Annotated in this window: 25 protein-coding genes; 12 read left to right on the forward strand and 13 right to left on the reverse strand. The window is 63.4% G+C overall.

What is annotated here, in order from left to right:
- Positions 1–109 precede the first annotated feature (109 nt).
- From urtB to PC358_RS18690, 5 genes are read left to right on the forward strand one after another with little or no spacing between them, the layout of a single operon-like run.
- The gene (urtB, locus tag PC358_RS18670; RefSeq protein ID WP_033701761.1) at positions 110–1,597 is read left to right on the forward strand and encodes an urea ABC transporter permease subunit UrtB; all 1,488 of its coding nucleotides are present in this window, start codon (positions 110–112) and stop codon (positions 1,595–1,597) included.
- The gene (gene urtC / locus PC358_RS18675) at positions 1,597–2,676 is read left to right on the forward strand and encodes an urea ABC transporter permease subunit UrtC (protein ID WP_033701763.1); all 1,080 of its coding nucleotides are present in this window, start codon (positions 1,597–1,599) and stop codon (positions 2,674–2,676) included. The genes urtB and urtC overlap by 1 nt, the downstream gene beginning before the upstream one ends.
- Positions 2,673–3,530 (forward strand): urea ABC transporter ATP-binding protein UrtD, encoded by an 858-nt coding sequence (gene urtD, locus PC358_RS18680; RefSeq protein ID WP_033701764.1) that lies wholly within the window; start codon positions 2,673–2,675, stop codon positions 3,528–3,530. The genes urtC and urtD overlap by 4 nt, the downstream gene beginning before the upstream one ends.
- 37 nt (positions 3,531–3,567) lie before the next feature.
- The gene (gene urtE, locus PC358_RS18685; protein ID WP_033701766.1) at positions 3,568–4,266 is read left to right on the forward strand and encodes an urea ABC transporter ATP-binding subunit UrtE; all 699 of its coding nucleotides are present in this window, start codon (positions 3,568–3,570) and stop codon (positions 4,264–4,266) included.
- Positions 4,267–4,297: 31 nt separating this feature from the next.
- On the forward strand, positions 4,298–4,813 hold the full coding sequence (locus PC358_RS18690) for a GNAT family N-acetyltransferase (protein WP_033701767.1): 516 nt from the start codon (positions 4,298–4,300) through the stop codon (positions 4,811–4,813).
- Positions 4,814–4,935: 122 nt separating this feature from the next.
- Here PC358_RS18690 and PC358_RS18695 read toward each other — a convergent pair whose 3' ends face one another.
- Complete coding sequence (locus PC358_RS18695) at positions 4,936–5,244, reverse strand: chaperone modulator CbpM (RefSeq protein ID WP_033701768.1); 309 nt, start codon at positions 5,242–5,244, stop codon at positions 4,936–4,938.
- Between the two features lie 2 nt (positions 5,245–5,246).
- Positions 5,247–6,203 (reverse strand): curved DNA-binding protein, encoded by a 957-nt coding sequence (gene cbpA, locus PC358_RS18700; protein WP_033701769.1) that lies wholly within the window; start codon positions 6,201–6,203, stop codon positions 5,247–5,249.
- Between the two features lie 164 nt (positions 6,204–6,367).
- Between cbpA and PC358_RS18705 the strand changes: the two genes are divergently transcribed.
- Complete coding sequence (locus PC358_RS18705) at positions 6,368–7,639, forward strand: Hsp70 family protein (RefSeq protein ID WP_033701770.1); 1,272 nt, start codon at positions 6,368–6,370, stop codon at positions 7,637–7,639.
- A 38-nt stretch (positions 7,640–7,677) separates the two neighbouring features.
- On the opposite strand, the gene PC358_RS18710 is transcribed toward PC358_RS18705, so the two are convergent.
- From PC358_RS18710 to PC358_RS18720, 3 genes are all read right to left on the reverse strand, one after another.
- Positions 7,678–8,685: an AI-2E family transporter gene (locus PC358_RS18710; protein WP_033701772.1), complete on the reverse strand. Its 1,008-nt coding sequence runs from the start codon at positions 8,683–8,685 to the stop codon at positions 7,678–7,680.
- 71 nt (positions 8,686–8,756) lie between these two features.
- Positions 8,757–9,041: a PsiF family protein gene (locus PC358_RS18715; RefSeq protein WP_033701773.1), complete on the reverse strand. Its 285-nt coding sequence runs from the start codon at positions 9,039–9,041 to the stop codon at positions 8,757–8,759.
- Positions 9,042–9,115: 74 nt separating this feature from the next.
- Positions 9,116–9,904 carry an AraC family transcriptional regulator gene (locus PC358_RS18720; RefSeq protein ID WP_033701774.1) on the reverse strand — a complete coding sequence of 263 codons (789 nt, stop codon included), beginning with the start codon at positions 9,902–9,904 and terminating at the stop codon, positions 9,116–9,118.
- Between the two features lie 132 nt (positions 9,905–10,036).
- Here PC358_RS18720 and PC358_RS18725 point away from each other — a divergent pair, with 132 nt between their 5' ends.
- Positions 10,037–10,930, forward strand: a complete 894-nt coding sequence (locus PC358_RS18725; RefSeq protein WP_033701775.1) for a DMT family transporter — start codon at positions 10,037–10,039, stop codon at positions 10,928–10,930.
- Here PC358_RS18725 and PC358_RS18730 read toward each other — a convergent pair.
- Positions 10,911–11,801 carry an esterase/lipase family protein gene (locus tag PC358_RS18730; RefSeq protein WP_033701776.1) on the reverse strand — a complete coding sequence of 297 codons (891 nt, stop codon included), beginning with the start codon at positions 11,799–11,801 and terminating at the stop codon, positions 10,911–10,913. The two genes, PC358_RS18725 and PC358_RS18730, sit on opposite strands and share 20 nt — an antisense overlap.
- A gap of 123 nt (positions 11,802–11,924) precedes the next feature.
- On the opposite strand from PC358_RS18730, the gene osmE reads away from it, so the two are divergent.
- Positions 11,925–12,266: an osmotically-inducible lipoprotein OsmE gene (gene osmE / locus PC358_RS18735; protein WP_033701777.1), complete on the forward strand. Its 342-nt coding sequence runs from the start codon at positions 11,925–11,927 to the stop codon at positions 12,264–12,266.
- 48 nt (positions 12,267–12,314) lie between these two features.
- Positions 12,315–12,845, forward strand: a complete 531-nt coding sequence (locus PC358_RS18740; RefSeq protein ID WP_033701778.1) for a ferritin-like domain-containing protein — start codon at positions 12,315–12,317, stop codon at positions 12,843–12,845.
- A gap of 114 nt (positions 12,846–12,959) precedes the next feature.
- Here the strand turns inward: PC358_RS18740 and PC358_RS18745 are convergent, their stop codons facing one another.
- On the reverse strand, positions 12,960–15,026 hold the full coding sequence (locus PC358_RS18745) for an AsmA family protein (RefSeq protein WP_033701779.1): 2,067 nt from the start codon (positions 15,024–15,026) through the stop codon (positions 12,960–12,962).
- Between the two features lie 338 nt (positions 15,027–15,364).
- Here PC358_RS18745 and PC358_RS18750 point away from each other — a divergent pair, with 338 nt between their 5' ends.
- From PC358_RS18750 to PC358_RS18760, 3 genes are all read left to right on the forward strand, one after another.
- Positions 15,365–15,727: a hypothetical protein gene (locus tag PC358_RS18750; protein WP_033701780.1), complete on the forward strand. Its 363-nt coding sequence runs from the start codon at positions 15,365–15,367 to the stop codon at positions 15,725–15,727.
- Positions 15,728–15,850: 123 nt separating this feature from the next.
- Positions 15,851–16,483, forward strand: coding sequence for a TetR family transcriptional regulator (locus PC358_RS18755; RefSeq protein WP_033701781.1), 633 nt, complete (start codon positions 15,851–15,853; stop codon positions 16,481–16,483).
- A gap of 50 nt (positions 16,484–16,533) precedes the next feature.
- Positions 16,534–17,631, forward strand: a complete 1,098-nt coding sequence (locus PC358_RS18760) for an AGE family epimerase/isomerase (RefSeq protein WP_033701782.1) — start codon at positions 16,534–16,536, stop codon at positions 17,629–17,631.
- Between the two features lie 68 nt (positions 17,632–17,699).
- On the opposite strand, the gene PC358_RS18765 is transcribed toward PC358_RS18760, so the two are convergent.
- The 6 genes from PC358_RS18765 to PC358_RS18790 all read right to left on the reverse strand — a co-directional run bounded on the left by PC358_RS18765 (position 17,700) and on the right by PC358_RS18790 (position 23,167).
- The gene (locus PC358_RS18765; RefSeq protein ID WP_033701783.1) at positions 17,700–17,906 is read right to left on the reverse strand and encodes a hypothetical protein; all 207 of its coding nucleotides are present in this window, start codon (positions 17,904–17,906) and stop codon (positions 17,700–17,702) included.
- Positions 17,907–17,999: 93 nt separating this feature from the next.
- On the reverse strand, positions 18,000–18,767 hold the full coding sequence (locus tag PC358_RS18770; RefSeq protein ID WP_033701784.1) for an SDR family oxidoreductase: 768 nt from the start codon (positions 18,765–18,767) through the stop codon (positions 18,000–18,002).
- 596 nt (positions 18,768–19,363) lie between these two features.
- The gene (locus PC358_RS18775; protein ID WP_033701785.1) at positions 19,364–20,080 is read right to left on the reverse strand and encodes an ABC transporter ATP-binding protein; all 717 of its coding nucleotides are present in this window, start codon (positions 20,078–20,080) and stop codon (positions 19,364–19,366) included.
- Complete coding sequence (locus PC358_RS18780) at positions 20,077–20,952, reverse strand: ABC transporter ATP-binding protein (protein ID WP_033701787.1); 876 nt, start codon at positions 20,950–20,952, stop codon at positions 20,077–20,079. The genes PC358_RS18775 and PC358_RS18780 overlap by 4 nt, the downstream gene beginning before the upstream one ends.
- A complete protein-coding gene (livM, locus tag PC358_RS18785; RefSeq protein WP_033701788.1) occupies positions 20,949–22,250 on the reverse strand; it encodes a high-affinity branched-chain amino acid ABC transporter permease LivM in 1,302 nt (433 codons plus the stop codon). The genes PC358_RS18780 and livM overlap by 4 nt, the downstream gene beginning before the upstream one ends.
- A gap of 2 nt (positions 22,251–22,252) precedes the next feature.
- Complete coding sequence (locus PC358_RS18790) at positions 22,253–23,167, reverse strand: ABC transporter permease subunit (RefSeq protein ID WP_033701789.1); 915 nt, start codon at positions 23,165–23,167, stop codon at positions 22,253–22,255.
- Positions 23,168–23,184: the final 17 nt, after the last annotated feature.

Consider the following 23,184-nt stretch of genomic DNA (forward strand, 5'->3'; position numbering starts at 1 on the left):
AGCCCATTCGCGGGACAAGCCCGCTCCCACAGGTCTTGAGAACAGCCTCGAGCCTGTGGGAGCGGGCTTGCCCCGCGAAGCATCCACACTGATTTCCAGGATTGCCCGCATGCTCAGACTCCTGCTCACCCTGCTCCTTATGCTGCCCCTGGCATCCCAGGCCAGCGAGGGCGAATTCTTCCTCAGCGCCAAGCCCGCCGAACAGGCTCGCCTGCTCGAAGGCTGGGCGGCGCAACCCGATGCCGCGCGCCTGGGGCTGCTGGAAAACCTGCGCCAAGGCCGCATCGCCGAAGGCGACACCCGCAAGGTGCGCCTGAACAACCGCCTGCGTGGCCTGATCGACAACGCCCTGGCCAGCCACCAGTTGCTCAGCGACAACAACGACGCGCGCCTGGCCGCCGCCCAGCAACTGCAGAAGAGCGCGCAACCGGCGCAGATGGCCTTCCTCGACCGGCGCTTCGCCAACGAAGCGGACCCTGCCGTACACGCCGCCCTCGGCCTTGCCCTGGCCAACCTGCAGTTGGGCGCCGGCGAGCCTGCGGTACGCCTGGCCGCCGTGCGCCTGCTCGGCGAGACCGGCGACCCGGTCGCCCGCACCCGCCTGGAGGCGCTGCTGCAGCCCGGCGTCGAAAGCGATGCCGGCGTGCGTACCGCTGCCGAAACCAGCCTGGCCCAGGTCAAACGCAAGCTGCTGGTTGGCGAGCTGCTGGGCCAGGCGTTCAGCGGCCTGTCGCTGGGGTCGATCCTGCTGCTGGCGGCGCTGGGCCTGGCGATCACCTTCGGCCTGCTCGGGGTGATCAACATGGCCCACGGTGAAATGCTGATGCTCGGTGCCTACAGCACCTACATGGTCCAGGTGCTGCTGCAGCGCTACGCCCCGGGCGCCATCGAGTTCTACCCGCTGATCGCCCTGCCGGTGGCGTTCGCCGTCAGCGCCGGGGTCGGCATGGCGCTGGAGCGCACGGTGATCCGCCACCTGTACGGCCGCCCGCTGGAAACCCTGCTGGCGACCTGGGGTATCAGCCTGATCCTGATCCAGGCCATCCGCCTGATCTTCGGCGCGCAGAACGTCGAAGTGAGCAACCCGGCGTGGCTGTCCGGTGGTGTCCAACTGCTGCCGAACCTGGTGTTGCCGTACAACCGCCTGGTGATCATCGGCTTCGCCCTCGCCGTGGTGCTGCTGACCTGGCTGCTGCTCAACCGCACGCGGCTCGGCCTGAACGTGCGCGCGGTGACGCAGAACCGCAACATGGCCGCCTGCTGTGGCGTGTCCACCGGGCGCGTCGACATGCTCGCCTTCGGCCTCGGCTCCGGTATCGCCGGGCTCGGTGGCGTGGCCCTGAGCCAGGTCGGCAACGTCGGCCCGGACCTGGGCCAAAGCTATATCATCGACTCGTTCCTGGTGGTGGTACTCGGCGGTGTCGGGCAACTGGCCGGCAGCCTCTGGGCCGCCTTCGGCCTAGGCATCGCCAACAAGCTGCTGGAGCCGCAGATCGGCGCGGTGCTTGGCAAGATCCTCATCCTTGCGTTGATCATTCTGTTCATCCAGAAGCGCCCGCAAGGCCTGTTCGCCCTCAAGGGACGGGTAATCGACTGATGAACCAGCCACTGCTTGTCACCGCTTCGCAAAAAGCCGGGCCGCGCCTGTCGCTGGCCATCGGCACTGTCGTCGTGCTGTTGCTGCTGGCACTACCACTGCTGTCGTTGCTGCCGGCCGACCATGCCCTGCAGGTCTCGGCCTACACGCTGACACTGGTCGGCAAGATACTCTGCTACGCCATCGTCGCCCTGGCCCTGGACCTGGTCTGGGGCTATGCCGGGCTGCTGTCGCTCGGCCACGGGCTGTTCTTCGCCCTCGGCGGCTACGCCATGGGCATGTACCTGATGCGCCAGGCCGCCGGCGATGGCCTGCCGGGTTTCATGACCTTCCTGTCGTGGACCGAGCTGCCCTGGTACTGGGCCGGCACCCAGCATTTTGCCTGGGCCCTGTGCCTGGTGGTGCTGGCGCCTGGGCTGCTGGCGCTGGTGTTCGGCTTTTTCGCCTTCCGCTCGCGGATCAAGGGCGTTTACTTCTCGATCATGACCCAGGCCCTGACCTTTGCCGGCATGCTGCTGTTCTTTCGCAACGAGACCGGGTTTGGCGGCAACAACGGCTTTACCAGCTTCCGCACCATTCTGGGCTTTGACATTGCCGCGCAAGGCACACGGGCCGTGCTGTTTCTGCTGACTGTCGGCCTGCTTCTGGCCAGCCTGTACCTGTGCTGGCGCCTGACCACCAGCAAGTTCGGCCGGCTGCTCACTGCCGTGCGCGACGCCGAGAACCGCCTGATGTTCTGCGGTTACGACCCGCGCGGCTTCAAACTGCTGGTGTGGGTGCTGAGCGCCGTGCTGTGCGGCCTGGCCGGCGCGCTGTATGTGCCCCAGGTGGGCATCATCAACCCCAGCGAAATGTCGCCGACCAATTCCATCGAAGCCGCTGTCTGGGTCGCCCTTGGCGGGCGTGGCACGTTGATTGGCCCGCTGCTGGGCGCAGGCCTGGTCAATGGCATGAAGAGCTGGTTCACCGTGGCGTTCCCCGAGTACTGGCTGTTCTTCCTCGGTGCGCTGTTCATTCTGGTCACTCTGTACCTGCCCAAAGGCGTGGTGGGCCTGCTGAAGAAAAGGAGCCAGCCATGAGAGGCGTGCCCCCGGTTCATCCCGAGTTCATGCTGGAGCCGGTGTTCGACACCCTTGGCGCCAGCCGCGACGCCATCGGCCTCGGCCAGAGCCGCAAGGCCGGCCTCGATATCCGCCACGGCACGGTGCTGAGCCTGGAAGACATCAGCGTCAGCTTCGATGGGTTCAAGGCGCTGAATGGTTTGAACCTGTACATCGGCGTCGGCGAACTGCGCTGCATCATCGGCCCCAACGGCGCCGGCAAGACCACGATGATGGACGTGATCACCGGCAAGACCCGCCCCGACAGCGGCAGCGCCTTTTTCGGCGACACCCTCGACCTGACCCGCATGAGCGAATACCAGATCGCCCAGGCCGGGGTCGGCCGCAAGTTCCAGAAGCCCACGGTGTTCGAGGCGCTGACGGTGTTCGAGAACCTGGAGCTGGCGCTGAAGGCCGACAAGTCGGTGTGGGCCAGCCTGGCCGCGCGCTTGAGCGGCGAGCAACGACAGCGCATCGAACACGTGCTGGCCACCCTGCGCCTGCTACCGCTGGCGCAGCGCCAGGCAGGGTTGCTGTCCCACGGCCAGAAGCAGTTTCTGGAGATCGGCATGCTGCTGGTACAGGAGCCGCAACTGCTGTTGCTCGACGAGCCGGTGGCGGGCATGACCGATGCCGAAACCGAGTTCACCGCAGAGCTGTTCAAGGGGCTGGCCGGCACGCATTCGCTGATGGTGGTGGAGCACGACATGGGGTTTGTCGGCAGCATTGCCGACCATGTGACGGTGCTGCACCAAGGCAGCGTGCTGGCGGAGGGCTCGCTGGCGCAGGTGCAGGCGGATGAGCGGGTGGTCGAGGTTTATCTGGGCCGATGATCCTCACAGCCAGCGCACAAACTTCCAGGGACATGACATGCTGAAAATCGACACACTGCACCAATACTACGGCGGCAGCCACATCCTGCGCGGCCTGTCCTTCGAGGCCAAGGTCGGCGAGGTCACGTGCCTGCTGGGCCGCAACGGCGTGGGCAAGACCACCCTGCTGCGCTGCCTGATGGGCCTGGTCGCAGCCCGCGAAGGCAGCGTCGAATGGGAAGGCAAGCCGATCACCATGCTCAAGCCCCAGCAACGGGTGCAGGCCGGTATCGCCTACGTGCCCCAAGGCCGCGAAATCTTCGCGCGGCTGACCGTGGAGGAGAACCTGTTGATGGGCCTGTCGCGCTTCCCCGCCCGCGAGGCCCGTGAAGTGCCCGCCTTCATCTACGAACTGTTCCCGGTACTGGAACAGATGAAACAGCGCCGCGGCGGCGACCTGTCCGGCGGCCAGCAACAGCAGTTGGCCATTGGCCGCGCCTTGGCCAGCCGCCCGCGCCTGTTGATACTCGACGAGCCCACCGAAGGTATCCAGCCTTCGGTAATCAAGGAAATCGGCGCGGTCATCCGGCGCCTGGCCCAACGTGGCGACATGGCCATCCTGCTGGTGGAGCAGTTCTACGACTTCGCCGAAGAACTGGCCGACCAGTACCTGGTGATGGCCCGCGGCGAGATCATTCAGCGTGGGCGCGGGGATAACATGCAGGCAGAAGGTGTACGCGGGCTAGTAACCATTTAATCTGCGCCCATCGACCTTGTGAGACGCTGCAATGAGCCACGAAATCCGCGACGCCTTGCCCGCCGATGTACCGGGCATCCTCGACATCTACAATGACGCCGTGCGCAACACCACGGCGATCTGGAACGAAACACCCGTCGACCTGGGCAACCGCCAGGCCTGGTTCGAGGCCCGTGCGCAGCAGGGCTACCCGATTCTGGTGGCGGTGGATGAGAGCGGCGTGCTGGGTTATGCGTCGTTTGGCGACTGGCGGCCGTTCGAGGGCTTTCGCAATACCGTGGAGCATTCGGTGTACATCCGCGGCGACCAGCGCGGCAAGGGCCTGGGGCCGCTGTTGATGGGCGCATTGGTGGAACGCGCGCGGGGTTGCGGCAAGCACGTGATGGTGGCGGCCATCGAAAGCGGCAACGCGGCGTCGGTACGCCTGCATGAGCGGCTGGGGTTCGTGGTGACCGGGCAGATGCCGCAGGTGGGGGTGAAGTTCGGCCGCTGGCTGGACCTGACGTTCATGCAGCTGATGCTGAACCCGGGGGCTGAGCCGGCCTGAACGTGAGGGTGCCGGTGCAGGCCCCTTCGCGGGGCAAGCCCGCTCCCACAGGGACCTCACAGTCCTTGATTGTGCTGTAACTGTGGGAGCGGGCTTGCCCCGCGAAGGGGCCCGCACTGGCCTCATCCCAGTTGGGTGAACCTGCCCAAGCGCTGTTTCAGCATGTTGTTCTCACTGCGCAGCTGCTGCACTTCCTGCAACAGCTCCAGCGCCAGCGCCACGCCTTCCCACTCCAGTTCCAACTCCTGGTGCAGCTTCGCCGCGCGCTTGGCCAAAAGCGGCGCCTGATCGTCGAACAACCAGTCCTCAGGCGTTCGCCCAGAGGGTTCGACGATGCCGTGCTCGACTATTTCGATCACGTAGTCCGCCGTAATGTCGGCTTCCTGGCAGAGGGTGCGCATGTCCAGTTGAACGATCAGGGTGCTGCTCATGATCACTTACTCCATTGTGCCCTCGGGTTGAACGCGGCCTTCTCGGAAAGCTTGGCCCACAGTTCACGGGTCGACTCGTCGGATGCAGTCGGCATGACCACCTTGAGCTGCGCATAGAGGTTGCCGCGCTCGCCCTGCTTGTTGGCCAGGCCCTTGCCCGGTACGCGCAGGCGCTGGCCGCTCTGGCTGTCGGGACGGATGGTCAGGTTGATCTTGCCGTCCAGGGTCGGCACCGCCACCTTGGCGCCCAGTGCCGCCTCCCACGGTGCCAGTGGCACGGTGATGATCAGGTCATGGCCTTCGACATCGAACAGCGGGTGCGGTGCCATGCGGATGGTCAGGAACAGGTCGCCGTTGGGCCCGCCGCCACTGCCCGGCGCACCCTGGCCCTTGAGGCGAATGCGCTCGCCGTCGGTCACCCCGGCGGGGATCTTGACGTTCAGGGTCTTGGTGGTGAACCCGGTGCGCTGCCCGGCGGCATTGGTCTGCGGCACCTGGAAACTGATCTGCTTGGACTCCTTGCTCAGGGTCTCTTCAAGGAATACCGCCAGTTCCAACTCCACGTCCTGCCCTCGCCTGCCTGCGCTGCGCTGTTGCCGGGCGCCGCCAAAGGGGTTGCCCCCCCGCGCGCCAAAAATCGAGCTGAAGAAGTCGGAGAAGTCACCGCCTTCGAAACCACCGCCCGCACCCCCGCCGCGGTTTTCCCAGCCCGGCGGCGCCTGGAACGGCCGGCCATGTTGGCCACCGTACTTGCGGATTTCGTCGAATTCGGCACGTTTCTGCGCGTCACCGAGCACTTCATAGGCCTCGTTGGCCTCTTTGAACTTGTCCTCGGCGTCGCGCTCCTTGCTGACATCGGGGTGATACTTGCGTGCCAGCTTGCGGTAGGCGGCCTTGATCGCCTTTTCGTCCGCCGTGGGCTCTACGCCAAGTATCTTGTAATAGTCTTTGAAGTCCATTTATGGATCACCAATGTGAATTTGCGTGTTGCCACTGAAGATAGGGGTCAAGCATAGCCTTTCAAGGGCCGCTTGGGATTGCTGTATGGCAGACGACTGGTCTTGATTCTGTTGCCAACTGGCATAAACTGCGCGGCCGTTTTGCCTCCGGAAACCTTTTTCCCATGTCTGACGTATCCCCGGCCCGTGCCCTTGGCATCGACTTTGGCACCTCCAACTCCACGGTCGGCTGGCACCGCCCTGGCCTTGAGTCGCTGATTGCCTTGGAAGACGGCAAGATCACCTTGCCTTCGGTGGTCTTCTTCAACATCGAGGAGCGTCGCCCGGTGTATGGCCGCCTGGCGCTGCACGAGTACCTGGAAGGCTACGAAGGCCGCCTGATGCGCTCGCTCAAGAGCCTGCTCGGCTCCAAGCTGATCAAGCACGACACCAGCGTGCTGGGCAGCGCCTTGCCGTTCAAGGACTTGCTGGGCATGTTCATCGGCGAACTGAAAAAGCGCGCCGAAACCGCCGCCGAGCGCAGCTTCGACCAGGTCGTGCTGGGCCGCCCGGTGTTCTTCGTCGATGAAGACCCGGCCGCCGACCAGGAAGCCGAAGACACCCTGGCCGACGTGGCGCGCAAGATCGGCTTCAAGGACGTGTCGTTCCAGTACGAACCGATTGCCGCAGCCTTCGACTACGAGTCGAGCATCAGCCGTGAAGAGCTGGTACTGATCGTCGATATCGGCGGGGGTACCTCCGACTTTACCCTGATCCGCCTGTCGCCCGAGCGCCACCTGGTGGCCGAACGCCAAAGCGATATCCTCGCCACCGGTGGCGTGCACATCGGCGGTACCGATTTCGACAAGCAGCTGAGCCTGCAGGGCGTGATGCCGTTGTTCGGCTATGGCAGCCGGATGAAGAGCGGTGCGTTGATGCCGACCAGCTACCACCTCAACCTGGCCACCTGGCACACCATCAACGCCTTGTACTCGCAGAAGTCGCAGCTGGCCCTGGGCAACATGCGTTACGACATCGAGGACACCCTCGGTATCGACCGCCTGTTCCAGCTGATCGAACAGCGCGCCGGCCACTGGCTGGCGATGGAAGTGGAAGCCAGCAAGATCGAGCTGACCGAACAGGACAGCCGCCGCATCGACCTGCGCCGTGTCGAGCCTGAGCTGACCGCCGAGCTGACCCGTGCGGTGTTCGAAGAAGCGATCGATAGCCTGCTGGAGCGCGTGCGCGGCAGTGTCAGCGAGCTGCTGAACAAGGCCGGTGTGAGCGAAGGGCAAGTGGATACGGTGTTCTTTACCGGGGGGTCCAGCGGGATTCCGGCGCTGCGTAACAGCGTGGCGGCGATGTTGCCCAATGCACGGCATGTGGAAGGCAACATCTTTGGCAGCATTGGCAGCGGGTTGGCGATCGAGGCACGCAAACGCTACGGCGTTATCTGAACGATCTTGGGGCCGCAAAGCGGCCCCAAGATCTCAGCTCAAACCAGTTCCACTCGCTTCAGCTCGCTCTTCAGATACGCATAGTAGATCGGCCCCGCCACCACCCCCGGCAAGCCGAATGCCGCCTCGAACACCAGCATCGCCAGCAGCAGTTCCCACGACTTGGCACTGATCTGCCCACCCACGATCCGCGCGTTGAGGAAGTACTCGACCTTGTGGATGACGATCAGATACCCCAACGCCGCCATCGCCACCCAGATCGACAATGACAACCCGACGATGGTGATCAGGGTGTTGGACATCAGGTTGCCGATCACCGGCAGCAGCCCAAGCAGGAAGGTCAGCACGATCAGCGTCTTGGTCAGCGGCAGATGCACCCCGAACATCGGCAGCACCACGGCCAGGAAGATGCCGGTGAAGGTGGTGTTGAGCAGCGAAATCTTGATCTGCGCGAAGACAATGTTGCGAAACGCCTGCACCAGCAGGCTCAAGCGTTCGAACAAGGCTGCGGCCAACGGTTTGCGCCGAGAAATGTCGGGGATACGCTGCAAGGCCACGATGGCGCCGAGGATCATGCCGATCAGCAAGGTGACGAACATGTGCGCCATGCCCTTGCCTACCAGTTGCAGCTCGCCCAGGTGGCTTTTGAGCCAGTCGCCGATGGCCACCTTGAACTCGGCGGCACTGGCCGGCAGGTAGCCTTCGATGAACGGCGGCAGTTGCCCACGGGCCCGCTCGACCAAGGCCATGAACTTGTCCAGCGAAGCCCCGGGGTTCTCCGCCTCGTGCAGCAGGAAGCTGAATGCGCCGGCAATCAGCAGGGTCAGAGTAATGACCACCAACGTGCCGAGCAGGGCCACGGCCAGCCAGCGGGCGCGCTGCCCGGCGATCAGTGGCTGCAACCGCGGCGTCAGCATGTTGACCAGTTCGAACACCAGCAAACCGGCAAGCAGGCTCGGCAGCAACTTCAGGGGCAGCGCCAGCAACAGGCCGGCAAACACGATGATCCAACTGGCCAGGGTGATCTGGCGGGGGGTGAAGGTCATACAGCCTCAGGGGCAGACAACGGAAAAGACCCGCAGTCTGCCAGCCTTCGCCCTACAGGCATAGGCGCAGGTCATTTCTTCTTCAGGCAGTCGCTCATGTACGCCTTGCGCTCGTCACCCTTGAGTGCCTTGGTGCTGGCGTCGGCGTTGCAGGTCTTCATCTTTTCCTGCTGGGTTGCAGGTACGCTCTTCTTCAGGCAGTTGCTCATGAACGCCTTGCGTTCATCGCCCTTGAGCGCCTTGGCGCTGGCGTCGGCGTTGCACGAGGTCATCTTCTCCTGTTGCGCAGTGGCGGCGAACCCCTGTGCGCTGAACAATAAAGCCAACACCAGCAATGGCATTTGCAGCAGCTTCATGGAGTGGTCTCCTTGTCTCCGCGCCCGATGCACGGTGGTGCCACTGAGTGTAGACAAGATTTTTTACACTCATTTCAGCCGCCAGCCCGCGCCTGACGCCGGTACTGCTCCGGTGTGCAATTGGCCTGGCGCTGGAACATGGCGATGAAGGCCGAGGCGCTGCTGTAGCCGAGGTCGAAGGCAATGGCCTGGATCGGCAAGCCTGCCTCCAGCATCTCGATGGCACGCAGAAAGCGCAGGCGCAGGCGCCACTCGCCAAAACCGATGCCCAGTTCGCGGATGAACTGGCGGGCCAGGGTACGTTCGCTGACATGCACCTGCCGCGCCCAATCGGCCAGCGGGCGATTGTCGCCCGGGGCACGGCTCAAGCCATCGAGCACCTGGCCCAGGCCCTCGCTGCGGGCGAAGGGCAAGTAGCAGGTCTGGGTCGGCGCCAGCAGCAACTGGTCGAGCAGCACCTGCACCAGGCGCTGGTCGCGTTCGTCCTGCGCCACGTTCAGGTCACGCCGGGCGAAGTCGCCGAGGATGGCCTTGAGGATGTCGCTGATGACCAGGCTGCACGGCTGCTGCGGCAACCCGGTGCACAAGCTGCGGTCCAGGTAGAGCGAGCGGTAGACGATGGCCTGGGGGTTGTAACAGCCATGCTCGATGCCCGGTGGCACCCACACGGCGTAGTGCGGCGGCGAGAGGAAGCGCTGGCCTTCGACATCCAGGTGCATGACACCGTGGGCCGCGTAGTTCAGCTGGCCCCAGGCGTGGCGGTGGGGGGCGCTGTGGGTATCGGCGCCGAACTCGTCGTGGCGCAAGTACACCGGCGCCGGGAGCCGGTCGAAACCAGGGATGTCGAGGTATTTGCGCGGCATGCTGTCTGCTTTGAAGGGCGGATTGTCTGGATACAAGTATAGGCTTGCGGACAGACAACGGATAATGCCGGGCAGCCTGGGCCTGCTACGCAGCAGCCCAAAATTCCTGGTCTCACCCAGAGTTGCACCTTTATGAATTACCTGTTCCCCCTCACCGCCATCCTTATCTGGGCCGGCAACACCGTGGTCACCAAGCTGTCGGCCGGTGCCATCCACCCCGCCGAGATCGGCTTCTACCGCTGGCTGCTGGCCGGCCTGCTGTTCACCCCCTTCCTGCTGCCCGCCGTGTGGCGCAACCGTGCAGCCATCCGCCCGCACCTGGGCAAGGTGTTCGTCCTCGGCGTGCTGGGCATGGCGTTGTACCAGAGCCTGGCGTACTTCGCCGCCAGCATCACCAGCGCCACCAACATGGGCATCATCCTCTCGCTGATGCCATTGATGTCGCTGGCGCTGTCGATTGCCTGGCTCGGCCAGCGCCTGACCTTCGGCGCCCTGGTCGGGGCCCTGGTGTCGTTTTTCGGCGTGCTTGAAGTGGTCAGCGCAGGCCAACCCGGGGCCTTGCTGGAACAGGGCCTGAACAGCGGCGACCTGCTGATGCTGGTGGCCACCCTGGCCTATGCGCTGTACAGCTTCCTGCTGAAAAAATGGCAATTGCGCCTGCCGCCCTTGCAGTTGCTGTACCTGCAGGTGCTGGTGGCCATCGTCGTGTTGCTGCCGCTGTTCCTGCTGTCGGACAAGACCGGCCTGAATGCCCACAACGTCGGCCTGGTGCTGTACGCCTGCGTGCTGGCCTCGATGATCGCCCCGCTGGTGTGGATGCAGGCCGTGCACCGCCTGGGGCCAAGCCGCACCACGCTGTTCTTCAACCTGCTGCCCTTGGTCACCGCGCTGATCGCCGCTGGGGTGCTCGATGAACAGCTGGCCAGCTACCACCTGGTCGGCGGCCTGTTGACCCTGCTGGGGGTGATCCTGGCCGAGCGCTGGACCACACCCGTACGCCGCAGCCTTACAGCCCCGCAGCCTTGAGCCGGGCGGCGTGCTCGGTGAACAGGCGCACCGGCTCGGCGCCCTTGCCCACGGCGCCGAGCGACTGGTTGACGATGTCCAGGTGGTCGAGCGGGTAGTCGTCGCCGATCACCTGCCCCAGGTGCGAGCTGAAGCGCCCGACCATGCCATCGCAATGGCCCTTTTCCTTGACGAAACGGCGGGCGAACAGGCGGCAGAAGCGGTTGCTGCCGTCAAAGCGGTTGCGCCCCTGGTCGGTCAGGCCGGGCTGCAAGGTGCCTGACCAGGAGTAGTAGCGTACGCCGTTGACCTCTGCCGGCCCTTCGCCGCCCCAGGTGTCGGGCAGGCCCTGTGGATAAGCCTGGTTGAACAGCGCCACCCCGGCACTGGTCAGCGCCTGGTGCGAGGCGTGCACGTCGATGGGCAATGGCTCGCGGCGCCAGCCGGTTTCCAGCCACACCAGCAGCACCGCCAGGCCGTGCAGCGCGCCTTTGAGGATACGCCCCTGCGGCGAGTCGCCCGGCGCCGTACGGTGCAGGTGGTCGGCCAGTTCCGAGCCATGGTTGGGCCCCGCCACGGACGTCACCGAGGCCACCCGCTCAGGCCGTTTGGCCGCGGCATAGCGCGCGTCCAAGGCGCCCTGGCTGTGGCCAATCAGGTTGACCTTGTCGGCACCGGTGCGCTGGCAGATGGCTTCGATGATCCCCAGCAACTGTTCACCCCGCACCTCACTGGCGTGCAACGGCGAGACTTGCACGGGGAACACCTGCGCCCCGCCCTTGCGCAGGGCCGGCACGATGCCGAACCAGTAGGGGTAGAGCAGCACCCGGACGAAACCGAGCATGCCCGGCACCAGCACCAGTGGGTATCGCGTGGCCAATTCCTGCGGCATAGCCCCTGCCCCTTTGCGTGGTCGACCGGCCAACACTACAGCGGCCTGGATGACCATCGCAATCGAACTCCTGGCGCGCCGTGCGGTTCCAAACCAAACAGACCCTGAGCAAGGAGCGGGACCATGTACAAACAGACCCTGGCAATCCTTCTGGCCAGCGCAACACTTGCCGCTTGCGGCAGCCGACCGGAGAACCCGGTGGACTACGTCACCTACCGTGACGAGCCGCTGGTCAAGCAAGTGGAGCACGGCATGACCATGCAGAAAGTGATCGCCATTGGTGGCAGCCCATCCAATGCGATCGACCTGCCCCACGGCGGCACCTGCAACGACTACATCCTCAACCGCGACGGCAAGCAACAGGCGTACTACGTGCGCTTCGACGCCACCGGCCATGTCGATGCCAAGGGCTTCAAAACTTGCAAGCAACGAGAAGAGGACAGCGAAGCCGTACCCGGCGCGTGAGCCTACGCAACACCTTGACCACCCGTCCTGATCTTTTTGGAGATAACCATGAGCAACGTTGAACTGACCGATGTGCAAACCCTGCGCGAACGTGCCCGCCAGCACGTCGAGCAAGGCGCCGTGACCGAGGGCTACCATGCCGACCGCCAAGAGATCCTGCGCCTGCTCAACGAGTCGCTGGCCACCGAGCTGGTCTGCGTGCTGCGCTACAAGCGCCACTACTTCATGGCCAGCGGGATCAAGGCGAGCGTGGCGGCCGAAGAGTTTCTGGAGCATGCCAACCAGGAAGCCGAGCACGCCGACAAGCTGGCCGAGCGGATCGTGCAGTTGGGCGGCGAACCGGACTTCAACCCCGACAACCTGACCAAGAACTCCCATGCCCAATATGTGGCGGGCAATAACCTGAAAGAAATGGTGCTGGAAGACCTGGTGGCCGAGCGAATTGCGATCGACAGCTACCGCGAGATCATTCAGTACATTGGTGACAAGGACCCGACCACGCGGCGCATCTTCGAAGACATCCTGGCGCAGGAAGAAGAGCACGCAGACGATATGTCCGATCTGTTGCAAGGTTTGTAATCGAAAGGGGGCTGCCTGCAGCCCATTCGCGGCACAAGGCCGCTCCCACAAGTATTGCTCGGTGTTGTGGGAGCGGCCTTGTGCCGCGAATGGGCCGCAGAGCGGCCCCTTACATTATTTCTTGCCTTTGACCGCCGCCGGCGCCTTGCCCGCCTTCATCTGCTGCAACAACGGCGTGCACTGGTTCGGTTCGTCCCCACTGCTAGGCGCAATCAGTGCCAGCAGCCCCGCCGCGGGGCCCGCAACCACCCCCAAGGCCACCATCCCCGCCCCGCGCAAGGCCAGCGGCACCGCCTGCACACCCGCACTCGGCTTGGCAAACGGCCCGCGTACATACAGCGGCGAACGCAGCGAGAACAGCCGCAGCCCCTTCGACTCCGGGGTCACCTTCAGGTCCAACTGCTCACTGGCAAAATTCGCCGTGCCGTTGATGTAGATGATCGCGTTCTCGGTATCGAAGATGAACAGGCGTGTGCTCGCCAGCCCATCCTTGATCCCGACGTCGGCCGCCGCGCAGTTGATCTGCACATCCTCGTCACCGAACAACTTGCCAACCACGTAGTTGCCCACGTTGAGGCCGGCAATTTCCATCAGGCTGCGGCTGATCGCGCCATCGTTGATCAGCATGCGCAGGTCGCCATTGGCCGTCCCCAGCAGCGCCGCCACCGAGTTGCCGCGGCCGGTGATGTCGGCATCGCCGTTGAGTTCGCCGAAGCTGGTCTGCATCGGCGCGAAGGTGGGGAACAGTTGCTTGAGCTTGAAGCCCCGCGCGGTCAACTGCGCCCGCCCCTGCAACGGTACGCTGCGGCCATCGAGGCGGATCCTGGAGGCCAGGTTGCCACCGGCCACGCCAAAGCGCAGCGGCTCCAAGCGCAGCAGGCCGTCTTCGAGGATCACGTGGGCAGACAGGTCGTTGAACGGCAACTGCTCGCTGTGGACGATGCGCTTGCCGGCAAACTCGACGTCGGCGTCCATGGCGCGCCAGCGTTCGGTGCGGAACTCCTCGACCGGCAATACCTTGCCCGTCGGCTGCTTGCTGGCGCCCCCGCGAGCCTTCTGCTCGGCGTTGGAGTCGGCACCGATCAGCGGCGCGAGGTCCTTGAACAGCAGCTGGTTGGAGACCAGCTTGCCGGAGAGCTTGGGCCGCGGCTGGCTGGCCACGAAGGCCAGGTCGCCGTGGATGTCGCTGTCGCCGATCTTGCCGTTGAACCCCTGGTAATTGAAGGTCGCACCTTGCGCGGCATGCAGGTTGGCAGTGAGGTGGCCATCAGTGGCGTAGGCCGGGGTGTCCGGCAGGGTCACGCCGGTCAGCGGGTAGAGGTTGCCCAGGCTCTTGCCGGACAGGCGCAGGCGCAGGTCCAGGGCGCCCAGGTTACGCGGGTCGGTCAGGGTGCCGGCGAGCACCACGTGGGTGTCGGCGATGCGCACGTCAGCCTGCAACGGGAACGGTTGGCTGGCGTCCTGCAGCGCCAGCAGGCCACCGATCTTGCCGGTGCCGGACACCGGCTGCCCTTTGTAGCGGCCCTGGGCCTTGAGGCCGAAGGCATAGTCCTGGGCGCCCGCCGTTTTCTCGGCCCGCGCCTTGCCGACGATGTCGCTGTAGGGTATCGGCTTGCCCAGCGGGTCGATCTGTACCTTCATGCTGGTCTTCAGGGTCTGGTCATCAAGGCTGACATTGCCTTGGTCAAAACCGATGGCACCGATGTCCAGCTGCCATTTCGAGGGTTCTGCGTTTTCATCCTTGGGGCCGAAGTCGAAGGTCCAGTTGGCACGGCCATCGGCCAGTCGAGTCAGGCTGGCGGTGGGCTTGGTCAGGTTGATGCGGGGGATGACGATCTGCTGGAACACCAGTGGCAGTGGCGCCAGGCGGAACTCGACACGCTCGAGGGCGACCATTTTCGGTTCCTTGAGCCAGTCTGGGTTGCCCAGGGTCAAGTCCTCGGCAATGAAGTGCGGCCACGGCACCCACGCCCGCCAACCGCCTTCTTCGGGCTCGGTACGCCACTGCACCGCAAGGTTGCCATTGATTGCGAAAGGCCGATGCAGGGCCTCGGAAACCTTCTCGTTGAGCAACGGCTTGACGCGGTTCCAGTCGAAGGTGGCGATTACCACCACCAGTATCGCCAACAGGGTCAACAGGGTGGCAAGGGTCCAGACAAGGATTCTGGCGGGTCGCGTCATTGCGTGATTCTCCTGACGGCATGGCACAAAGCGGGCACCGGTGGCACTCATTAACTCGGACTGATGAAAACCCGCTGGGTTTTATCGGTGGCGCCATGATAACGAAGTTTTTCCTGGCGCCTTGCTCAGCATTTGGTCTGGGCAACGGCGTTGCGTTACCTGGCAAAGATGAAGGCCAAAAGCCACCAAGCATGTCGAAACAACCGTGCTAGAGCCTCCAAAAAGCTCTATCAATGCTGTCGATTGTTACCATTATCCTTATGAACTTTTCTCTGGCGTTACCGGGCGTAGCATTGGCTTCGTACCCACTTTCCAGCCCCCCAGAGGAGCAACTACTCATGAAACGCCACCTGCTGACCCTGACCCTGTCGATCCTTGCTGCCAACGCCTTCGCCCTGCCGGCTGCTGACCAGCACCTGACCGCCGAATCGCGCTCCAGCGCCGCTGAAATCGCCCAGCCCCTGAAAACGGTTACCGAAGGTGGTTCGGACCGCCTGATCGAACGCACTGGCCGCGTCGCCGAAGGTGGCTCGGACCGCCTGATCGAACGCACTGGCCGCGTCGCCGAAGGTGGCTCGGACCGCTTGATCGAACGCACTGGCCGGGTAGCCGAAGGCGGTTCGGACCGCTTGATCGAACGCTCCGGCCGAGTGGCCGAAGGTGGCTCGGATCGCCTGGTTGAACTCAGCCGTGTGAGCTGATCGCCATGGCCGAAAATAACAACCTGCGGCACAATGCCTGCTCACCTCCAAGCCCGGTCCATTGACCGGGCTTCGTTTTATTATCTAGAGTGCCCTGCCTCGACCGACACAGAACCCTGACCCATGCTGCCGCGTGCCGAACAGAAGCTACAGACCCGCCAGGCCCTGCTCGATGCCGCCTGCCAGCTGATGGAGAGTGGCCGTGGTTTCGGCAGCATCAGCCTGCGCGAAGTGGCGAAAACGGCAGGTATCGTACCCACCGGTTTCTACCGGCATTTTCCCGATATGGACGCCCTGGGCCTGGCTCTGGTGGCCGAGGTCGATACCACCTTCCGCCAGACCATCCGTCTGGTGCGCCAGAACGAATTCGAGTTTGGCGGCATCACCGACGCCTCGGTGCGCATCTTCCTCGACGTGGTCGCCGCCCACCGGGCGCAGTTCCTGTTCCTGGCCCGTGAGCAATACGGTGGCTCGCAGGCGGTACGCCAGGCGATTGCCCGCCTGCGCCAGGACATCAGTGACGACCTGGCCACCGACCTTGCGCGCATGAAACGCTGGCAGCACCTGGACGGTGCAGCACTAGCGGTGATGGCCGACCTGGTCGTGAAGACGGTATTTGCCACACTGCCCGAGCTGATCGACAACCCTGATTCAGGTTATCCACAGGCGCTGTCCGCGCAGGAAAAGATCACCCAACAGCTGCGCTTCATCTTCGTCGGCGCGCGGCACTGGCAAGGCCTGGGTAACCCGGGCTGAAGCGCAGTTCTGCTACCATGGCGCACTGCCCGATTGTGACGAGCGCATTCATGTCCGACCCCCGCCCCACTCCGCCCGAACTGGCCCGCTTCAACCAGCACTTTGCCGAGCTTATCGTGCCGCTGTGGCAAGGCCCGGGCTGGAACGTCGAAATGGCCCTGCCCTTCGAGGCCCTCGATGCCCAGCACCGGCCGTTGCCGGTTCAGCGCTATCGAGCGATGGCCTGCGCGCGCCAGCTGTACCTGTTCAGCAGCCGCATCGAGCAGCCGGGCGCGGCAGAGCGGGCAGCGGCGTTGTTCCGCTCGCTGCAGCGGCATTTCCACGATGCCGAGCACGGCGGCTGGTTCTACAGCATCGATGCCGAAGGCAAGCCACTGGACCGGCGCAAGGACCTCTACACCCACGCGTTCATCGTGTTTGCCTGCGCGCATTACTGGGGCAAGGTCCACGACAGCCTGGTGGAGTCTGCGCTGAACGCTGCCCTGGCAATCGTCAGCACGCAGTTCGCCCGCGACGACGGCCTGTACGAGGCCAGCCTCGCTGAAGACTGGGCCGACCTTGGCAGTGGCCCGCTGCAGAACCCCCAGATGCACTTGGCCGAAGCCTTCCTGCAGGTGCTTGCCGTGCGTGAAGATGCCAGCGTGCAGCAGGCACTGCTGCAGTTGTGCGATGCCCTGCTGGCACAGTTCATCGAACCGCAGCACGGCTTGATGCTGGAAAAACCACGCGATGCTGTGGATAACTGGTTCGAACCGGGGCATCAGTTCGAATGGTTCTACCTGCTCGACACCTCGCCACTGTTACGCGGCACCCCGCTGCATGGCGCCATTGCCCGGGCGTTCGATTATGCCGAGCAGTGCGGGGTAAAGGATTCGGCGGTATTGGCAATGCTGGCTGTGGACGGCAAGGTCATCGATGCCACCCAGCGGATCTGGGCCCAGGCGGAGTACCTGCGGGCACTGGTGTTGCGCTCAGGCAACGAAGCCAAGCTTGCGCAGCAGTTGCAGGCGATGACGCAGCGGTTCCTGCATGACGGCGGCTGGTATGAATGCCGGGACGGCGAAGGCGCTGTCAGCCGGCATGACATGCCTTCGACTACGCCTTATCACTTGGCGACCTGCCTGGCAGGGCTGCAGCGCTTGGAATGACCTGACATTTTTACCAGTTTCGGTTCTCAAGACGCGTTGATAGCGTAAAGGCTCCCCTAACGAGGAGTTCAGTCACGGGCAACGAAATTCTGAAGGCTCACTTTCAAACTGAAATTGAGGCTACCGGTAAGGACATCGCGGCTTCCAAGCTTGAGAAGAACAAACTGCTGCATGAGCGAAAGCTTGGTTTGCTTGCAAGCCTTTTGAGGTATGTCGAGGGGCAGCCGAGTAGAGAAGATGCCATGCTCGCTGATGTCGTCAACGATATGCTGCAAGCCCTGCAACTTCTGAACCCCAACGAGACTTTCCGAGACAACTGAAGGCCTGCGGCAGCATGGGCGTGCCATGGGCACGCCCGGGGATGCTGATCAGCCCTTGGGCGACCGGTCGATCGAGAACCCTGCCCAGTCCTGGCTCACCGGCATCAGCTCCAGGCTGTTGATGTTGATGTGCGCAGGCTGGTTGAGGATCCAGAAGATGGTCTCGGCAATATCCTGCGGCTGGATCGGCTCTGCACCCGCGTAGGTGGCGTCGTACTTGGCCTGGTCGCCACCGAAACGCACCAACGAGAACTCGCTCTCGCACAGCCCCGGCTCGATGTTGCTGACGCGCACGCCAGTGCCGCGCAGGTCGCAGCGCAGGCTCAGGGAAAACTGCCCGACAAACGCCTTGGTGCCGCCATACACGTTGCTGCCCGGGTACGGGTAATTGCCCGCCACCGAACCTACGTTGAGGATCGACGCGCCGCGGCCGTGTGCGATCAACCGAGGCAGCAGCAGGCGCGTGGTGTAGATCAGGCCCTTGATGTTGGTGTCGACCATGGTTTCCCAGTCGTCCAGGCTGCAGTTCTGCGCCGCATCGACGCCCAGCGCCAGGCCTGCGTTGTTGACCAGGCCGCGCAGCTTCTCAAAACCGGGCGGCAGCGTGGCGATGGCATGTTCCATGGCGTTGCGGTCGCGCACATCCAGGACCAGCCCGTGCACGTCGGTCTTGGCCGACAGTTCGGCACACAGGGCGTCCAGGCGCTCTTTACGCCGGCCAGTGAGGATCAGCTTCCAGCCGGCCTCGGCGAAACGTCGGGCGGTAGCTTCACCGAAACCGGAAGTCGCGCCAGTGATGAATACGGTGGACGTCATGCTCTGTTCCTCGCTGTGGATTAATTTCGGCAGGGGGTTGCAGCATGCCTTCGTGCTACGCAGGCAGCAAGCCATTGAGGCAACTGATCAAATATTGACCATATCGGCGAAAGCCCCGTTGCAGAGGGCCTGGCGTCATGTATGCGCATGTTATCCACAAGGCTTTCCCCACAGATTGGGGGCAACTTGTCGGGGTAGCGGAAACCTTTCAGCGTTCCAGGGTCGGTGGATATCTTTTTAGTGATGGCGCAAGGCTTTCAACCATGCCGCTTGCAGCGGTATGTCCAAGGGTTTTGCACAGAGTTATACACAGGTGCCCAAAGCGATTACACACAGCTGCATGTGGTTAAAAATCCCTGAAAAATCATCCACAAGGGCAAACCGATCAAAAAACGATCAGATACCTGCAGGCCTCGACAGCAAAGGGCTACAGCGAGGTGCACCCATGTTTTCCACAGGCGGCTCCACATTATCCGTGGGTAAAACAAGGCTGTGGAAACAATGGCCTAGGTTGGAGTTGTGTGGAGGCCTGGGAGCGATGTGCAGCAAGTTGTCCACATTTACAGCGGGGGCTGCTTTGCAGCCCCCGAATCAACTCAGTGCCCGCCCAGATAGGCGCTACGCACCTCTTCATTCACCAACAACTCTTGCCCCGTCCCGGTCATGCGGATTTCTCCGTTGACCATCACATACGCCCGGTCCGACAGTTTCAGCGCATGGTTGGCGTTCTGCTCCACCAGGAAAATGGTCATGCCGGTCTTGGCCAGCTCACGCAAGGTGGCGAAGATCTGCTTGACCACAATCGGCGCCAGCCCCAGCGACGGCTCATCGAGCAGCAGCAACTTCGGCCGGCTCATCAGCGCACGGGCGATGGCGAGCATCTGCTGCTCGCCCCCCGACATGGTCATCGCCCGCTGGGTACGCCGCTCCTTCAACCGCGGGAACAGTTCGTACATGCGCTCCATGTCCTCCTTGGCATATTTGTCGCCAATCGGGATGGTGCCCATCATCAGGTTTTCTTCGACGGTCATGTCGGGGAATACCCGCCGCCCTTCCGGCGACTGGGCAATGCCGTTGGAGGCGATGTAGTGCGACGACTTGCGGGTGATGTCGGTGCCGCGGTACACGATGTGCCCCGACGCGGCGCGCGGCTGGCCGAAAATCGACATCAGCAGGGTCGACTTGCCGGCACCGTTGGCGCCGATCAGGCTCACCGTCTCGCCCTCGTTGATGTGCATCGACACCTTCTTCAGCGCCTGGATCGGCCCGTAGAACACATCCAGGTCCTTGAGCTCGAGAATGGGTGCACTCATACCAGTTCCTCTTCGTCTGCACCCAGGTAGGCGGCAATCACCGTCGGGTTGTTGCGGATTTCCTGTGGCGCGCCTTCGGCGATCACGTTGCCATGGTCGAGCACGACGATGTGGTCGGAGATGCTCATGACCATGCCCATGTCGTGTTCGATCAGCACCACGGTGATGTCGTGCTCGTCGCGCAGCACGCGGATCATGCCACTCAGGGCCTCGGTTTCCTGCGGGTTGAGGCCGGCAGCCGGTTCGTCCAGGCAGATGATCTTCGGCCGCGTGCACATGGCCCGGGCAATTTCCAGGCGCCGCTGCTGGCCGTACGACAACTCACCGGCCAGGCGGTTGGCGCAATCGACCAGATCGACCACCTCCAGCCAGTAGAACGCATGGTCCAGGGCATCGCTCTCGGCCTTGCGGTAGGCCTTGGTGTTGAGCACCCCGGCCAGCAGGTTGCGGTTGACCCACATGTGCTGGGCCACCAGCAGGTTCTCCACCACCGACATTTCCTTGAACAAGCGAATGTTCTGAAAAGTCCGGGCAAGGCCTGCCCGGTTCACCAGGTGGGTGCCGCCGAACATCTTGTAGTACAGGCGGTTGGCAAAGCGTGCGGGCGATACGAAGTCGGCCGCCTGGAAGCGCTCGCCGAGCAACTGGATGACGTTGGTTTGGCTGCCGCGCACGTTCAGTTCGATGCGCCCGCCGCTGGCCTTGTAGAAGCCTGTGAGGCAGTTGAACACCGTGGTCTTGCCGGCACCATTGGGGCCGATCAGGGCAAAGATCTGATTGCGCCGGACCTTGAGGCTGACATCGCTGAGCGCCTTGATGCCGCCAAACTGCATCATCAGGTTGTCGACCGAAAGAATGATTTCGTCGCTCATGGCGCCACTCCTTTACGCGGAACCACACCGGTACGGCTGATGCGGATCAGCCCACGCGGTCGCCAGATCATCATCAGCACCATCAGCACGCCGAACAGCAGCACGCGGTACTCGGAGAAGCTGCGCAGCAGCTCCGGGGCCACAGTCAGCACGAACGCTGCGATCACTACGCCCACCGTCGAACCCATACCGCCCAGTACCACGATGGCAAGGATCAGCGCCGACTCGAAGAAGGTGAACGACGACGGGTTGACGAAGCCCTGGTACGTGGCGAAAAACACACCAGCAATGCCCGCAGTAGATGCCCCGAGGGTGAAGGCCGAGAGCTTGACCAGCACGTGATTCAGGCCCATCGAGCGGCAGGCGATCTCGTCTTCACGCAGCGCTTCCCAGGCGCGACCGACTGGCATGCGGGTCAACCGGTGCTTGATGTACAGCACCGCCAGCACCACCAGGAACAATACGGCGTAGATGAACACGAACTTGAGGTTGGCGTTGTAATCGAAGCCGAAGAACTCGTGGATCGGCACCCCGCCGTCCTTGGCTCGACGGCCGAACTCCAGGCCGAAGAAGGTTGGCGACGGCGCCGGCATGCCGTTCGGCCCGCCGGTGAACGACAACCAGTTGTTCAATACCAGACGGATGATCTCGCCAAAGCCCAGGGTCACGATCGCCAGGTAGTCACCGTGCATGCGCAACACCGGGAAGCCGAGTATGCACCCTGCCAGCGCTGCGGCGATGGCCGCCAGCGGCAGCACGCTCCAGAAGCCCAGGCCCAGGTACTGGTAGCCCAGCGCCAGGCCATAAGCGCCAATGGCATAGAACGCCACGTACCCCAGGTCGAGCAGGCCGGCCAGGCCGACCACGATGTTCAGCCCTAGGCCCAGCAATACGTAGATCAGGCCGAGGATGACCACGGTCAGCAGGTACTTGTTGGCAAAGATCGGGAAGACGATGGCGATCACGATCAGCGCCGGGATGATGTAGCGCAGGCGTGACTTGTAGTTCGGCGCGTTCACATGCACGCCCGAGCCACCACTGTCGAAGCCTTGCAGCATGCGCCGTCCAGCGCCGCTCTGCAGGTACAGGCTGAGCAGGAAGCGCCCGACCATTACACCACCGACCAGCCATGCCACGCGGCGGGGTTCGGCATTGAAGGTGTAGCCGTCGAGCACCACGCCGACGACCGGGCCAAAGACAATGAGCGCCAGCAGGCCGGCGACGAAGGTCTCCAGCAGGCTGCGTTTGAGGTCGAAACCGTTGGTTTCGGAAACAGGGGCAGTTTTGGCAGTGGACATGTTCACACCTTAGCCACGAGCGGGCGACCCAGCAGGCCTTGGGGACGGAAGATGAGGATCAGCACCAGCAGCGAGAAGCTGAACACGTCCTTGTAGTCGGAGTTGATCAGGCCAGAGAACAGCGACTCGGAAATGCCCAGGATGATGCCGCCAAGCATGGCCCCCGGGAGCGAGCCGATGCCGCCCAGTACCGCCGCCGTGAACGCCTTGATGCCGATGATGAAGCCGGCGTAGAAGTCGAAGGTGCCGTAGTTCATGGTGATCAGCACGCCCGCCAGGGCGGCCATTACCGCACCGATGACGAACACGTAGGAAATCACCCGGTCGGTGTTGATGCCCAGGATCGAGGCCATCTTGCGGTCTTGCTGCGTGGCGCGGCACATGCGGCCGAGCTTGGTGAACTTGATCACGTAGGTGAGCAGGCCCATGCCTACGAACGCGGCAATCAGGATGAAGATCTTGGTGTAGGTCAGTTGCACGAAGCCGGTGCCGACTTCGATGCGCATGGCGCCTTCCAGCAGGGTCGGCACGCCTTGCTGGCGAGCGCCCTGGCTGATCTGAGCGTAGTTCTGCAGGATCAGCGAAATACCGATGGCACTGATCAGCGGTGCCAGGCGGGTGGAGTTGCGCAGGGGCTTGTAAGCGATGCGTTCGATGGTAAAGCCATAAACGCCCGTGACGACGACGGTGAACAACAGCGTGCCCAGCATGAGCAGCGGGAACGACTCGACGCCGAAATAGGCCAGCAATGCCAGGCTGATTGCCGCGAGGTACGCGGAAATCATATACACCTCGCCGTGCGCGAAGTTGATCATGCCGATAATGCCATAGACCATTGTGTAGCCGATGGCGATCAGGCCATAGACCGACCCGAGGGTCAGGCCGTTGACCAGTTGCTGCAGGAAAATACCATCCATAACGCAATCTCACCTGA

It is taken from the genome of Pseudomonas capeferrum, assembly GCF_000731675.1.
GTDB lineage: Bacteria > Pseudomonadota > Gammaproteobacteria > Pseudomonadales > Pseudomonadaceae > Aquipseudomonas > Aquipseudomonas capeferrum.